This window comes from Pseudoduganella umbonata, assembly GCF_014192225.1.
Lineage (GTDB): Bacteria > Pseudomonadota > Gammaproteobacteria > Burkholderiales > Burkholderiaceae_D > Rugamonas > Rugamonas umbonata.
This window is the reverse complement of the sequence record NZ_JACHXS010000009.1, coordinates 212081-225996: the sequence shown is the minus strand read 5'-3', so window position 1 is coordinate 225996 and position 13916 is coordinate 212081. Positions and strand designations below refer to the sequence as shown.

The following is a 13916-nucleotide window of genomic DNA, read 5'->3' as shown; positions in this document are numbered from 1 at the left end:
TGCATCACTAGCAGAATTGATAGGTGTTGCGCCGATTCTGCTGCGCTGCAAGTTGCCCTTCCTTGCAAAGTGCGCGACCATCGGGGAGTGAAAACGTTTTCACTTCGGTTTTCCATTTTCGCCGCCACACAGACAATAAGGAATAAGACATTGAGACACGTCCCCCTGCGGTTCCTCCCCCTGCGCAAGCTGCCCGCCCTGGCGCTGCCGTTCGCCTGCATGGCCATTTCCGCGACGGCTTCGGCGGCACAGCCGCAGCCCGCCCCCGCCATCGCGCTCAACCAGCTCGGCTTCCTGCCGGGAGCGGCGAAAGTCGCCGTGGTGCCGGACGGCGCGGCACGCAGCTTCGCCATCGTCAAGGCCGGCACCGATACCGTCGTGCTGGACGGAGCGCTGGCGCCCGCCGCAGCCGCGCCGGAATCCGGCGACCGGGTGCGGCTGGCCACCTTCACGGCGCTCGCCACGCCGGGCCGCTACCAGGTACGCGTCGCAGGCCTGCCCGATTCGCCGCCGTTCGACGTGGGACCAGGGGTATTCCAGGCAGTGAACGCCGCGTCGATCAAGGCGTTCTACTTCAATCGCACGGCCATTCCGCTGGAGGAACGGCATGCCGGCATCTTCAAGCGCCCGGCAGGCCATCCGGACACGCGCGTGCTGGTCCACGCGTCGGCCGCCTCGCCGGCGCGGCCGGCGGGGACCGTCATCGCCAGCCCCAAGGGCTGGTATGACGCGGGCGACTACAACAAGTACATCGTCAATTCCGGCATCACCACGTACACGCTGCTGGCGGCCTGGGAAGACTTCCCGGCCCTGTTCAAGGCGCAAAACCTGGGCATTCCCGAAAGCGGCAACGCCTTGCCGGACCTGCTCGACGAGGCATTGTGGAACCTGGAATGGATGCTGACGATGCAGGACCCGGCCGATGGCGGCGTGTACCACAAGCTGACCAACCTGGGTTTCGACGGCATGGTGATGCCGGACAAGGCCACGCAGCCGCGCTACGTGGTGCAGAAAACCACGGCCGCCGCGCTGAACTTCGCCGCCGTGATGGCCATGGCCAGCCGCGTGTACGCGCCGTACGAGCAGCAGATGCCCGGCATGGCGGCACGCATGCTCGCGGCGTCGAAGGCCGCGTGGCAATGGGCGCAGGCCCATCCCCGCGTCTACTACCAGCAGCCGAAAGACGTGTCGACCGGCGAATACGGCGACAAGGACGTCAGCGACGAATTCGGCTGGGCCGCGGCCGAGCTGTTCGTGACCACCGGCGACGCGGCCTGGTACAAGGCGATGAACGCGCCCGCGCTGCAGGCCAGCGTGCCGTCGTGGGCCGAAGTGCGCGGCCTGGCGTGGATGTCGCTCGCGCGGCACCGCGACACGCTGAACGCGGCGGCGGACAAGGCACTGATCGCCAGCCGGATCGACACGCTGTCCGCCAGCCTGGCGGCGGGCTGGAAGAAGTCGGCGTACGGCATTCCGATGCAGCCCGCCGATTATGTCTGGGGCAGCAGCGCGGTGGCGCTGAACCAGGCGATGGTGCTGCTGCATGGCTACCGGATGACCAGCAAGCGCGACTACCTGGACGCGGCCCAGGCGGGGCTCGACTATGCGCTGGGCCGCAATGCCGTCGGCATCTCGTTCGTCACCGGCTTCGGCACGAAGTCGCCGATGCACCCGCATCACCGGCCCTCGGAAGCGGACGGCATCCGCGCGCCGGTGCCGGGCTGGATCGTCGGCGGACCGCAGCCCGCGCAGCAGGACAAGAAGGATTGCCCGGTGCCGTACCCATCGGCGCTGCCGGCGAGGTCGTACGTGGACCACGCCTGTTCGTATGCCAGCAACGAGGTGGCGATCAACTGGAATGCACCGCTGGTCTATGTGTCGGCCGGGGTGCAGGCGTTGACGCCGGCCGCCGGGAAATGATGCACGGCTCCTGAGGCCGTAGCGCCGCGACCGCTGGTGTCGGACACCTTCAGGTGTCGGACACCGGTTTTCTGCGGAAGAAAACGGGCAAAACGCGTCGAAAAACCGGTGTCCGACACCGAACAGCCGGTGTCCGACACCAGTCCGCACCGCTGGCGAGGCATCCGAAGTCGCTAACTGAGTGGCACTAGGGACTGTTTCCGGTGTTGTTTTGAGACCAGCTCGACTGGGCCTGCATGATGCCGGTGAACTATACTCGCCGGCATTTCCCTTATTCACTACAAGCAGCCGACCCGTTGCCTGGAGCACGGCGCAGGCTGCATCCGACCATGTCCAATCGCCCGGCCCCCGCCGCCATTCCGCCCCGCATCCGCCGCAGCCAGGCGATCTCCCTCGCGCTGCTGCTGGTCTGCGGCGTCATCAATTACCTGGACCGTGCCACGCTGGCCGTGGCCAATGAATACATCCGCGCCGACCTCGGCCTGTCGCTGGGCGAGATGGGCGTGCTGCTGTCGGCGTTTTCATGGAGCTACGCGATTTGCCAGTTGCCGGTAGGGGTACTGGTCGACAAGGTGGGGCCGCGCTGGCTGCTCGGCGCCGGCCTGGTGCTGTGGTCGCTGGCACAGGCCGCCGGCGGCCTGGCGTCGACCTTCGGCTGGTTCCTCGTCGTGCGGATCGCGCTGGGCATCGGCGAGGCGCCGCAATTCCCGGCTGCCGCGCGGGTCGTCAGCAACTGGTTCCCGGCACGCTCGCGCGGCACGCCGACCGGCGTCTTCAATTCGGCCTCGCCGCTGGGCGTGGCGCTGGCGCCGCTGTGCCTGCCGCCGCTGATCGCCGCCACGAGCTGGCACTGGGCCTTCTTCGTGACCGGCGCGCTGGGCATCGTGGCCGCCATCGTCTGGATCGCCGTCTACAGGGACCCGGTGCGCGCGCAATTGACTGCCGAGGAACGCGCCTACCTCGAAGTGGACGACGCTGCGCCAGCCGCACCGGCTGCCGGTTTCGCCGCCTGGCGCGCCCTGTTCCGCTACCGGGCGACATGGGGCATGATGCTGGGCTTTTTCGGCTCCGTGTACCTGAACTGGGTATTCCTCACCTGGCTGCCGGGCTACCTGCGCACCGAGCGCCACATGGACCTGGCGCAGGCCGGCATCGCCGCGTCGATCCCGTTCCTGTGCGGATTCGCCGGCGCGCTGGTCGCCGGCTGGGCATCGGACCGCGTTGCCCGCATGACGGTCTCGAAGGTGGCCGGCCGCCGCAACGCGGTGGTGGTGGCCACGCTGGGCATGGTGGCGTTCACGATCCCGGCGGCGCTGGCCGAGAGCAACGTGGTGGCCGTGGCCTGCATCTCGATCGTGATCTTCCTCGCCAACGCGTCATCGGCCTGCGCCTGGTCGCTCGCCACGGTGGTGGCGCCGCCCAGCAGCGTGGGTTCGCTGGGCGCGCTGCAGAATTTCGGCGGCTTCCTGGGCGGCGCGCTGGCGCCCGTGCTGACCGGCTACATCGCGCAGACCTGGTCGTTCGTACCGGCGCTGCTGACGGGCGCCGGCATGGCTTTCCTGGGAGCGATGTCGTATCTGTTCCTGGTGGTGCGGCCGATTCCGGAACCTGCGGGACAGGTGAAGTGACCGGCCTTTGCTAAGATGCGACAGGAGGGGAAGCGGTGGCGGCGGTCCGTCCACGCGCCCGTCAAACGATCAGATCACCCTCAAACGATCAGATCACCCTCAAACGATCACATCAAGGAGGCAGGCATGGCCGTCTGGACCAGCCAGGCAATGGCGAACGAATCCCGTGGCCGGCCGCTGCCGCATCGGCTGTGGGGATTTCTCGTCGCGCTGGTCGCGGGCTGGCTGCTGTTCGCCGCCAGCCTGGCCCAGGCGCAGGGGAAGGAGCAGGAGCAGATGATCGTGCGGATCTCGGAGATCCAGGTCCACGCGCAGCACCTGGAACAATACAAGGCAATCCTGCAGGAAGAAGCGGAAGCGTCGGTGCGGCTGGAACCGGGTGTGATCGCCATCTTCCCGATGTCCCGGCGGGACAGCGATACCGAATTCAGGATTCTCGAGATCTATGCCAGCCGCCAGGCCTACGAGGCGCACCTGAAGACGCCGCACTTCCAGAAATACAAGTCCGGGACGCTGCACATGGTGAAATCGCTGAAGCTGGTCGACATGCACGCGACCGATGCGCAAACCATGGGCACGATGTTCCGGAAAATGCCGAACCGGTAGCCCGGCATGGCCATCGTGCTCGGGCACCATGGCCCGGCTTGCCGGTCCCGCTTGTTCAGCCCGCCTTTCCTCTCCGGAAACAATATCGGCGCTTGTGTCATGTTATGTCCGTTTCCGCACTGAACGCTTCCATTCCTTTCCGTATGCTGGGTCATGCCCAGGAAGCACCTTCGCGCCTGGGTGACTATCGGAATAACGACAATGAAGACGCCGCCCCCCGCAGCCAGCAGCGCAGCCAACGATGAGTGCGCGGTACCGAAGAAGAGACAGCGAGCAGCACCCCTGTCGCTCGCAGCATGGAAACAGTTCGTCAGCGTGGCCAAGCCTTACTGGCTCGAAGACCAGAAGAAGCAGGCCTGGCTGCTGCTGGTGCTGCTGATCGCGCTGATGATGGTGGAAACCCAGCTGGCCGTCATGCTGAACAACCAGGCCGGCGAGATGACCTCGGCACTGGCCGGCAAGAACAGCGACCGCTTCTGGAATTCCGTGCGCTCCTGCCTGATCATCCTGGCGTTCGCGGTACCGATCTACGCGTTTTATTACTACATGCGCGACGTCTTCGCCAACCAGTGGCGGCGCTGGCTCACCGGCCGTTTCCTCGATGGCTACCTGAAACGCCGCAAGTACTACGAGCTGGGATCGGATGGCGAGATCGACAACCCGGACCAGCGCATCAGCGAAGACATCAACACGTTCACCGGCAGGTCCATCCATTTCCTGCTGGTCTTCCTGGGCTCGATCATGCAGCTGGTGGCGTTCAGCGCCGTGCTGTGGTCGATCTCGCACCTGCTGGTCGGCGTGCTGGCGGTATATGCGCTGGTCGGTACCGTGGTTGCCCTGTGGGTGTTCGGCACGCCGCTGATCCACCTGAATTTCTGGCAGTTGCGGCGCGAGGCCGATTTCCGGTTCAGCCTGATGCGCCTGCGCGAAAATGCCGAATCGATCGCGTTCTACCGCGGCGAAGCGCAGGAGCGCGCGCATATCGACAGCAGGTTCGAGAAGGTGATCCATAATTTTTCACGGCTGATCAGGAAACAGCGTTCCCTCAACCTGTTCCAGCGCACGTTCAGCCAGCTCACGCTGGTGCTGCCGTTCGTGATCCTGGCCGAAGGCGTTCTGTCCGGCCGGCTGGAAGTGGGGCGGGCGATCCAGGCGGCCGGCGCGTTCACCGCCGTGCTGGCAGCGGTGGGCATCATCGTCGACAACTTCGAAAGCCTGAGCCGCTTCGTGGCGGGCATCGGTCGGCTGCAGGCGCTGTCGGACCTCGTGCTGGCCGACGGAGGGGCCAATGCCGCCGTCGGCGACAAGCACCCGCGCATCCAGACGCGGCAGGGAAAACACCTAGCGCTGGAGGCCGTGACGCTGCATCCGCCACAATCGGAACGGGTGCTCATCAAGGAACTGTCGCTGGTCCTGAAGCCGGGCGATGCGCTGCTGATCACGGGCGACAGCGGCTGCGGCAAGAGCTCGCTGCTGCGGGCGATCGCGGGCCTGTGGCATACCGGCAGCGGCGTGATCCACCATCCACCGATGGAAGACTTCTTCTTCCTGCCCCAGCAGCCGTACCTGCAGCCGGGCACGCTGCGCAGCCAACTGATCTACCCCAGCGCCGAGTCGAGCCTGAGCGACGAGCAACTGCTGGAGATCCTCGAGCAGGTTCACCTGCCGCACCTGGCCGGGCGCGTCGGCGGCCTGGATGCCGTGCGCGACTGGGCAAAGCTGCTGTCGGTCGGCGAACAGCAGCGCCTGGCCTTCGGCCGCGTGCTGGTGCATGGACCGAGCATCGTGATCCTGGACGAAGCGACCAGTGCGCTCGATTGCGCCAACGAAGCCTCGCTGTACACACGCCTGCGTGACAGCGGCACCACGCTGATCAGCATTGCCCACCGCCCGGCGGTGCTGCGCCACCATACCCACGTGCTGCATCTGATGGGCGAGGGCGGCTGGGAGGTGCACGAGGCAAGCGGCTACCGGTTCGACGAGCCCGTCGCCACCGTGCGCAGCAGCGGTACCGCCCCGCAGGTGGCCGTGCCGCTGCAAGTGGTCGCGGCGGGGTAGGCTGGGAAGAACGGCGCCATCGGTTGGCCCGTACGGCGCACCTGGTCCGGACTTACTCCGGCGCGGTTTCCCCCGCCTGCATCGGTTCGCCGATCGCATAGAAGAATCCACCGGCGATATAGTGCAGGCTGCGCAGGCCGGGATCGGCGGCCTCGAAATGCCAGTGGCCATCCTTGAATACCCGGGTGTCCGACCACGCGCCTTCGACTTCTCCGATGAACAGATCGTAGGTCGCCTCGTTGCGGGGCTCGGGCAGCACCCGGCACGCGAGCCACGCCGAGCATCCGGCCACGAACGGCAGATCGAAGCCCGGCATGCCGAACAGCTCGACACCGCTGTGTTCCAGCTTGTCCGGTTCGCGGGCCAGGCTGCGGTGGCCGACCTGGTACGTCAACTCGAGCTGCCGTACGGTCGGCACCTGGATCACGAAGCGCCCGCTGTTCTCGACCAGTGCGCGGGTTGCCGCGCCCTTGTCGAGGACGACGGTCAGCTTGGGCGGCGCATAGTCGAGCGCGCAGGCCCATGCCGCCGCCATGACGTTCTCGACACCCTCGTGGCGGGCGGATACCAGCACGGTGGGGCCGTGGTTGAGCAGGCGGTAGGCTTTATCCAGCGGTACCGGTGCGATGTGTTCGTTCATGCAAATTCCTTTCGGTTCGATGCGGGTGCCCGCAGTGTAGCGCCAGTCATGCCGCCTCCGCGACGCCGTTCCTGTGGCGGTGCGGCTGAAGGAACGGTGTCAGCGCCACCATCGCGGCACCCACCGCCACGAGCAGCCAGAGCGAGGAGTGGAAAGAGCCGCTGGCGTCGCGCAGCTGGCCCACCGCCAGCGGACCGGCGGCAGCCACCGTGTAGCTGACGAGCAGCACGAAGGCATTCCACGCACCGGTTTCCTCGGCATGCCGTGTGTTGTCGAGGGGGAGCGTCATCGACAGCGTGAACGAGCCGCCGGTGCCGAATGCCAGGACGGCCACCACCAGGTACGGCGATACCGTTGGCGCGAGCGCCATCGCCAGCATGCCGGCCAGCGCGGTACCGGCGCCCAGCGCGAGCGGCAGCCGCCGGTCTTCGTCGCGGCTCAGGAAGCCGAACACGGGGTTGGCCGCCATGAACGCCAGTGTGAAGGTGGCCAGCAGCAGGCCGGCGTGCGACGGTGTCCAGCCGGCTTCCACGTACATCGGCGCCAGCCAGGAGATGCAGGCATAGAACACGAAGTTATTGCAGGCGAAGAAGAGGGCGATCAGCCATGCCGTCGGGTTGCGGAAGGGCATGCCGTAGCGCGGCGCGCCCGCCGGCGCGCCGGCCGGTGCCACGCTGCGCTTCGTGACGAACAGCCAGGCCAGCAAGGCAAGCACGCCGGGCACCATCCAGACGCCCGAGGCCCAGCGCCAGCCGCCCGTCCATGCGGCGATCGATCCCGTGGCCGCGGCCGACAGCGTGCTGCCCAGCGCCAGCGCGGTCGCATACAGGCTCATGAAGATCGCCACCTTTTTGGGAAACCCGGCCTTGACGAAACCCGCGATCAGCACCCCGGCGATCGCGATGCCGGCACCGATGCCGACGGTCGTGACGAACAGCAGTGCCACCGAACCGGCGAACGCCCGCAGCAGGCTCGACAAGGTCAGCAGCGCGAGGGCGGCCAGCATGACCCTGTCGCGGCCAAAGCGCCGCGACAGCCAGGGCACCGGCGCGGCCAGCAGGCCCATCAGTAATGTGGGAATGGCCGTCAGCAGCGCTGCCTGCGTGTGCGACAGGCCGAATTCCCCGATGATGGCGGGCAGCAGCGGGCCGATGGACACGATGCCCGGACGCAGGGTAAGCGCGACCAGCACCACGCAAAGGATGGCGGCAGCCATCGACAGGGAGCCGCTGGCTGCGGGCGCAGCTGGTTGCCGCGGCACCTGCGGGATCGCTGCGGCGTCGGCGGCTGGGGCGGCGGCCGGGGCAGCAAACAGGCGCGCACCGATGGGGGAAGTGAATTGGACGGACACGGCATTTCTCCTGGATGGCCCGGGCCTCGGCCCGGGCATGGTTTTATTTATGAATGCGATTTGTGGATGAGAACGGTTTTCGGATTGGTGAACAGTTGCCGGCCCTCGCTGCCGTGCTCGGTGCCCAGGCCCGACTGCTTGTGGCCGCCGAACGGGATGTCCACGCCCTGGGTATGGATTTCGTTGACCCACACCATGCCGGTCTCGAGGCGGTTGGCGACGGCAACGGCGGCGCGGGTGTCGCGGCCCCACACGGAACCGCCCAGGCCGAACGGGCTGTCGTTGGCGCGTTCGACGACGTCGTCGACATCGTCATAGGCAATGTCGGCACGATCGGGGCGAACTGTTCTTCCTGCACGATCATCGAATCTTCCGGCGGGTTGTCGACCACGGTCACGGGGATGAAATAACCGGGACGGTCCGGGTCCACTTCGCCACCCAGCACGACCTTGTAGCCCTTGGCCCTGATGTCGTCGAGGAAGGTCTTGATCTTCTCGAACTGCATGCGGTTCTGCACCGGCCCCACCGTGACTTCCGGATCCAGGCCGTCACCCAGTTTCTGCCGGCGCGCGTAGGCGACGAAGGCGTCGACGAAACGGGCATGGTACGAACTGTGGACGTAGAGCCGCTTGATGCCGACGCACCACTGGCCGGAATTGCCCACCGCGCCCCAGAACAGCTGCGGAATGATGGCTTCCCAGTCCGCATCGGGCATGACGATGGCCGCATCGTTGCCGCCCAGTTCCAGCGTGACGCGCTTCATCGTCCCGGCCGCCGAGCGGATCACATGCTTGCCGGTGGCCGTCGAGCCCGTGAAGCTGATCTTGGCGATATCTGGATGCGCGGTCATGTGCGGCCCCAGTTCATCGTTCCCGGAAACCACCGACAGCACGCCCGGCGGCAGGACCGACTGCGCGATCTGGCCGAAGCGCAGCGAGGTCAGCGGCGTGAACGGCGACGGCTTGATGACCATCGTATTGCCGGTGATGAGTGCGGGCGCGACTTTCCACAGGGCCAGCAGCACCGGGAAATTCCACGGCGTGATGGCGCCGATGACGCCAGCGGCGTATGGTGCAGTTCGACGATGTGGCTGTCGGTCTCCTCGACGATCTCCACCGGAATGCGGCGTGCGGCGATCTGGCGGATCCACGAGATGGCCTGGTCGACTTCCGGCTCGGCCATGGTCTTCAGCGGCTTGCCCTGTTCCAGCACCAGCAGGCGGGCCAGTTCGTCGCGGTGCGTAGCGAGTGCGTCGGCATAGGCTTCCAGGTATTGCTGGCGCCGCTCGTAGCCGATCGTGGACCAGGACTTGAACGCGGTGCGGGGGCGGCGATGGCGTCATCGAGCTGCTCGATGCTGGCCGCGGGGGCGCGGGCCAGCAGCTTGCCCGTGGCTGGATTGAGCACGTCGAACGTGGTGTCGGCGCTTGCAAGCTGGCCGCCGATGCTCAGGAAGTAGGGAGCCTGGAAGGGCGAGGTGGACGGATTGGCGACTTGTGCGGCGGTTGCGGTAGACATGGTATCCCTTTCGTGTTGATGGTTGAGACCGTTTGAATTAGACCGGTCGTCTAGAATGTGAGCCTAAAAAAACACTTCGCTGGAAGTGTCGGGAGCCGGCCGCCCGCGGGCCGGATCAGTGAATCGGATCAATGAGTCGGATCAGTATCCTGGATCAATGATCCAGGTGCAGCATTTGACGCGTGACCGCCATGGCGGAATCGAACGGTTCGGTACCGCGCACGATCTTGACCATGACGCTGGCGCCGAGCCATAGCTGGTACAGGCTTTCGGCAATCCGCCGCGGGCTGTCGTCGACCGCCAGCGAACCTTCCGCCACGCCCCGTTCGATGGCATCGGCCAGCCTGGCGATGATCGCCGACGTGCCCTGGTTCAGCACCGTGCGCATCGCCTCGGACAGGTCGGCCACTTCCGCGGCAAGCTTGACCGCCAGGCATTTGCCCTGGCAATCGAGGAACGACTGGTTGGCGCGCCACATGTCGAAATAATCCAGCAGGCGCTGCGCCATGGTCACCCCGGGCTGGCCCATCACGGTGTCGATGTCCGCCAGGTAGTCCTCGAAGTAGTTCGACAGTAATGCCTCGCCGAACGCATCCTTCGAGCCGAAGTAGTGGTAGAAGGAGCCCTTCGGCACCTTTGCTTCCGTCAGGATCTCGTTCAGTCCGACCGCCGAGAAACCCTTGCCGGACATGATGCGTTGCCCCACTGCCAGGATATTGTCGCGAACGTCGGACGAATCGGTGTTATGTGCTTTAGCCATGGAGACACTATACGTCTAAATAGACCAGTCGTCTAGCAACGGGCCGAAATATTTTCGCCTGCCTCATTTGCCGGCCGTGGCCGCCGCCTGTTCGATGACCTTGGCCACCTGCTCGGGGTGCGCGATGAAGGCGACGTGGCTGCCATCGATCTCGACCGTCTTGCTGCCGGCGCGTTTTGCCATCGTACGTTCCAGGTCCGGATGGACGGTACGGTCGGCCGTCGAAATGATCGCCCAGCTCGGTTTGCTGCGCCATGCCGCCTTCGATACGGGCGTGGTCGCCGCGGCGATGGCCGGGATCACCTGCGACTGTGCCATGAACCTGGCGTCGGCCGCCGGCAGGTCCGCCGCGAAATCGGCATGGAAGCGCGCCGGATCGAAGTACAGGTGCCCGTCCGCCGTGGCCTGGATGCCCTTGGTGGCCGGCGCCATCCGGCTGGCCAGGTCTTTCAGGCTTTCGCCGGCGTCGGGAAGGTAGGCCGCGACATACACCAGGCCAGCGACCTTCGGATGGTTGCCCGCTTCCGTGATCACCACGCCGCCATAGCTGTGGCCGACGAGAATGCTGTTGCCCTGCTGGGCATCGATCGCCCGCGTCGTCGCGTTCACGTCGTCGGCCAGCGAGGTTTCCGGCTGCTGCACGACGGTGACATTGAAACCGTCGCGGGTCAGGATGTCGGCCACGCCCCTCCAGCCGGAGCCGTCAGCGAAGAAGCCGTGGACCAGGACGACGTTCTTGACCGGGGCCGGGGTGGCTGCCTGCGCGCCAATGGCGGCGAGCGACAGGGCGAGTGCGGAGGCGATGCGGTTCAGTTTGATCATGATGAGGCTCCATTCGGTAGTAAGGGATTTGACGGTCTGCTTAGAACACCTGCGCTGTCGGACGCAGCACGATTTCATTGATGTCGACGTCCGCCGGCTGTTCGATCGCGAAGGCAATGGCGCGCGCCACCGATGCCGCGGGAATGGCCTGTTTGTAGAAATCCAGCACGGTTTCGCGGGCGGTACCGGAGGTGCTGTGCTTGAGATCGCTCTCGACGGCGCCCGGCGCGATCGACGTCACGCGGATCCTGTCGCCCACTTCCTGCCGCAGCCCTTCCGAAATGGCCGATACGGCGAACTTGGTGCCGGAATACACCGTACCGCCGGGAGCGAACACCTTGCGTCCCGCTACCGAACTGAGATTGATGATGTGGCCGCTTTCCTGCGCCAGGAAGCGCGGCAGCACGGCGGCGATGCCGTACAGCGTGCCTTTCAGGTTCACGTCGATCATCGCATCCCACTCGTCGGTGTTGGCTTCGGCCATCGGGCGGATCGGCATCAGGCCGGCGTTGTTGACCAGCACGTCCAGCTTGCCGAAATCCGCCACGACCGCCGCAACGACCGCCTCCACCTGCTTCTTGTCGGTGACATCGAGGCTGTAGGCCCTTGCCGTGCCGCCGGCCGCCGCGATGCCGGCCACGACCTCATCGAGCTTTTCCTTGCGGCGGGCGGCGATCGCCACCTTCGCGCCCCGGCTCGCCAGCAGCCGGGCCACTTCGGCCCCGATGCCCGTGCTGCCGCCCGTGATCAGGACGACCTTGTTCTGTATGCCTTCTTTCATGGCGATTCCTTTGTATGGGTTTGCTAGGTTGGCGCGGCGCCTCCGCGGGGGAAGCGCCTCGCCGCAAGGGCGCATCAGGCCAGTTGTTCGAGCAGCAGTGCCGCGGCTTCCGCCGACGATGCCGGGTTCTGGCCGGTGATCAGCAAACCGTCGCGGACCACATACGAGCCCCAGTCCGGACCGCTGGAATACACGCCGCCCTTTGCCTTCAGCTCATCTTCGACGAGGAACGGCACCACATTCGTCAGGCCCACGCCTTCCTCTTCGGTGTTGGTGAAACCGGTCACTTTCTTGCCTTCGACCAGCGGACGGCCGGACGGCGTCTTCACATGGCGCAGCACGCCCGGTGCATGGCAGACCAGGGCGACCGGCTTGGCCGCTGCCAGGAACGATTCGATCAGCGCGATCGAGTGCTTGTCTTCGGCCAGATCCCACAGCGGGCCATGGCCGCCCGGGTAGAACACGGTGTCGAACTGGCCCTGGTCGACGCTGTCCAGGCGCAGCGTGGCGGCCAGTTGCGCGTTGGCGGCGGCATCGGCTTCGAAACGGCGCGTCAGGTCGGTCTGGAACGACGGCTCGTTGCTTTTCGGATCCAGCGGCGGCTGGCCGCCCAGCGGCGAGGCCAGCACGACTTCGACACCGGCATCCTTGAAGGCGTAGTAGGGCGCGGCCAGCTCTTCGAGCCAGAAGCCGGTCTTGCGGCCCGTGTTGCCGAGTTGATCGTGGGACGTGAGAACCATCAGGACTTTTTTCATGGTGTTGCTCCAGTAAGTGTGATTTGAATTAGACCGGTCGTCTCGTTAAGGGGTAAGCGCGACAGGCCGGTGGTACTGGTACAGCGTGTTGTTTGCTGCACCGATGGATACAAGATATCACTAAGTAGACCGGTCGTCTAGAATTTTGTTGAATTAATTTTCAGTGGGTTTGGGGGCGGTTCGACAGAAGGCAGGGGGATTGGATCGGAAGGGGTAGGGCAGGAGTGGCGAGGCTATAGCGGGCAGCGCTTGTGCAGCGGGTGATTGGTTGCCGCTGTGGTGCGAATGACGGGGTAGTGATCGATAGCGGCTGGTCGAAGTCTCGCGACAAGCACGGGGCAAAACTGCTTGGTACTAAGCGATACTGCACAAACCCACACAAAGCAACCCGCACGAAACAACCTGCACAAAGCAACCTGCACAAAGCAAAACAGCGAACCGAAGTTCGCTGTTTACTTGAATTCTTGGTCGGGGTGAGAGGATTCGAACCTCCGGCCTCTACGTCCCGAACGTAGCGCTCTACCGGGCTAAGCTACACCCCGACTGGTGAGGCATTATTAGACCAGATTTCAGGGCTCATGGCAAGTATCTCAACAGTAATCTTTGGCTGCCGGGATGCCAGCGAGCCTTTGCGCAGCTGGTTCCGTTATGATCCGGGCCTTCTCAACATGACCCGTATTTCCATGGCCATCACCATCTACCACAACAACGCGTGCAGCAACTCGCGCGGCGCCCTGGCGCTGATCCGCGAAGCGGGCATCGAGCCTGTAATCGTCGACTACGTGAAGAATCCGCCCACTCGTGCCGAACTGGCGGACATCATTGCCCGCGCAGGTCTGACGCCGCGTGGCGCCATGCGCGACAAGGGAGACGTGTACGAACAGCTGAACCTTGCCGATCCGTCGCTGACGGACGACCAGCTGCTCGATGCGATGAGCGCTCATCCGGCGCTGATCAACCGGCCGTTCGTGGTGACGGACAAGAGCGTGCGGCTGTGCCGGCCGCCGGCCGTTGTAAAAGAGATTCTGTAAAAGAAAAGGCCGGCATGATGCCGGCCCAAATCAGCTGATCCGCCGAT

At 65.3% G+C, this 13916-nt stretch carries 12 protein-coding genes, 1 tRNA gene and 1 pseudogene; 5 read left to right on the top strand and 9 right to left on the bottom strand.

The window, feature by feature from the left end:
• Positions 1 to 150 precede the first annotated feature (150 nt).
• From FHS02_RS22025 to FHS02_RS22010, 4 genes are all read left to right on the top strand, one after another.
• Positions 151 to 1920 carry a glycoside hydrolase family 9 protein gene (locus FHS02_RS22025; protein ID WP_229422357.1) on the top strand — a complete coding sequence of 590 codons (1770 nt, stop codon included), beginning with the start codon at positions 151 to 153 and terminating at the stop codon, positions 1918 to 1920.
• A gap of 329 nt (positions 1921 to 2249) precedes the next feature.
• Positions 2250 to 3548, top strand: a complete 1299-nt coding sequence (locus FHS02_RS22020; RefSeq protein ID WP_137316313.1) for an MFS transporter — start codon at positions 2250 to 2252, stop codon at positions 3546 to 3548.
• A 126-nt stretch (positions 3549 to 3674) separates the two neighbouring features.
• Positions 3675 to 4154 carry a putative quinol monooxygenase gene (locus FHS02_RS22015; RefSeq protein WP_229422358.1) on the top strand — a complete coding sequence of 160 codons (480 nt, stop codon included), beginning with the start codon at positions 3675 to 3677 and terminating at the stop codon, positions 4152 to 4154.
• A 201-nt stretch (positions 4155 to 4355) separates the two neighbouring features.
• Positions 4356 to 6212 carry an ABC transporter ATP-binding protein/permease gene (locus FHS02_RS22010; protein WP_137316314.1) on the top strand — a complete coding sequence of 619 codons (1857 nt, stop codon included), beginning with the start codon at positions 4356 to 4358 and terminating at the stop codon, positions 6210 to 6212.
• 52 nt (positions 6213 to 6264) lie between these two features.
• Here FHS02_RS22010 and FHS02_RS22005 read toward each other — a convergent pair whose 3' ends face one another.
• The 9 genes and pseudogenes from FHS02_RS22005 to FHS02_RS21970 form a co-directional block, all read right to left on the bottom strand.
• Positions 6265 to 6852: a flavin reductase family protein gene (locus tag FHS02_RS22005; RefSeq protein ID WP_137316315.1), complete on the bottom strand. Its 588-nt coding sequence runs from the start codon at positions 6850 to 6852 to the stop codon at positions 6265 to 6267.
• A 46-nt stretch (positions 6853 to 6898) separates the two neighbouring features.
• On the bottom strand, positions 6899 to 8203 hold the full coding sequence (locus FHS02_RS22000; protein ID WP_217496861.1) for an MFS transporter: 1305 nt from the start codon (positions 8201 to 8203) through the stop codon (positions 6899 to 6901).
• Positions 8204 to 8250: 47 nt separating this feature from the next.
• Positions 8251 to 9472 (bottom strand): annotated as a pseudogene (locus FHS02_RS21995) (aldehyde dehydrogenase family protein).
• Positions 9391 to 9720, bottom strand: coding sequence for a hypothetical protein (locus FHS02_RS31685; protein ID WP_229422359.1), 330 nt, complete (start codon positions 9718 to 9720; stop codon positions 9391 to 9393). Before FHS02_RS31685 ends, FHS02_RS21995 begins: the two are co-directional and overlap by 82 nt.
• 154 nt (positions 9721 to 9874) lie before the next feature.
• Positions 9875 to 10480, bottom strand: coding sequence for a TetR/AcrR family transcriptional regulator (locus FHS02_RS21990; RefSeq protein WP_137316316.1), 606 nt, complete (start codon positions 10478 to 10480; stop codon positions 9875 to 9877).
• 63 nt (positions 10481 to 10543) lie between these two features.
• Complete coding sequence (locus FHS02_RS21985) at positions 10544 to 11302, bottom strand: alpha/beta fold hydrolase (protein WP_137316317.1); 759 nt, start codon at positions 11300 to 11302, stop codon at positions 10544 to 10546.
• Positions 11303 to 11342: 40 nt separating this feature from the next.
• Positions 11343 to 12083, bottom strand: a complete 741-nt coding sequence (locus FHS02_RS21980; protein WP_137316318.1) for an SDR family oxidoreductase — start codon at positions 12081 to 12083, stop codon at positions 11343 to 11345.
• Positions 12084 to 12157: 74 nt separating this feature from the next.
• Positions 12158 to 12838 carry a type 1 glutamine amidotransferase domain-containing protein gene (locus FHS02_RS21975; RefSeq protein ID WP_137316319.1) on the bottom strand — a complete coding sequence of 227 codons (681 nt, stop codon included), beginning with the start codon at positions 12836 to 12838 and terminating at the stop codon, positions 12158 to 12160.
• Between the two features lie 465 nt (positions 12839 to 13303).
• Positions 13304 to 13380 (bottom strand) — tRNA-Pro (locus tag FHS02_RS21970).
• Positions 13381 to 13506: 126 nt separating this feature from the next.
• Between FHS02_RS21970 and arsC the strand changes: the two genes are divergently transcribed.
• Complete coding sequence (gene arsC / locus FHS02_RS21965; protein WP_307722172.1) at positions 13507 to 13869, top strand: arsenate reductase (glutaredoxin); 363 nt, start codon at positions 13507 to 13509, stop codon at positions 13867 to 13869.
• Positions 13870 to 13916: the final 47 nt, after the last annotated feature.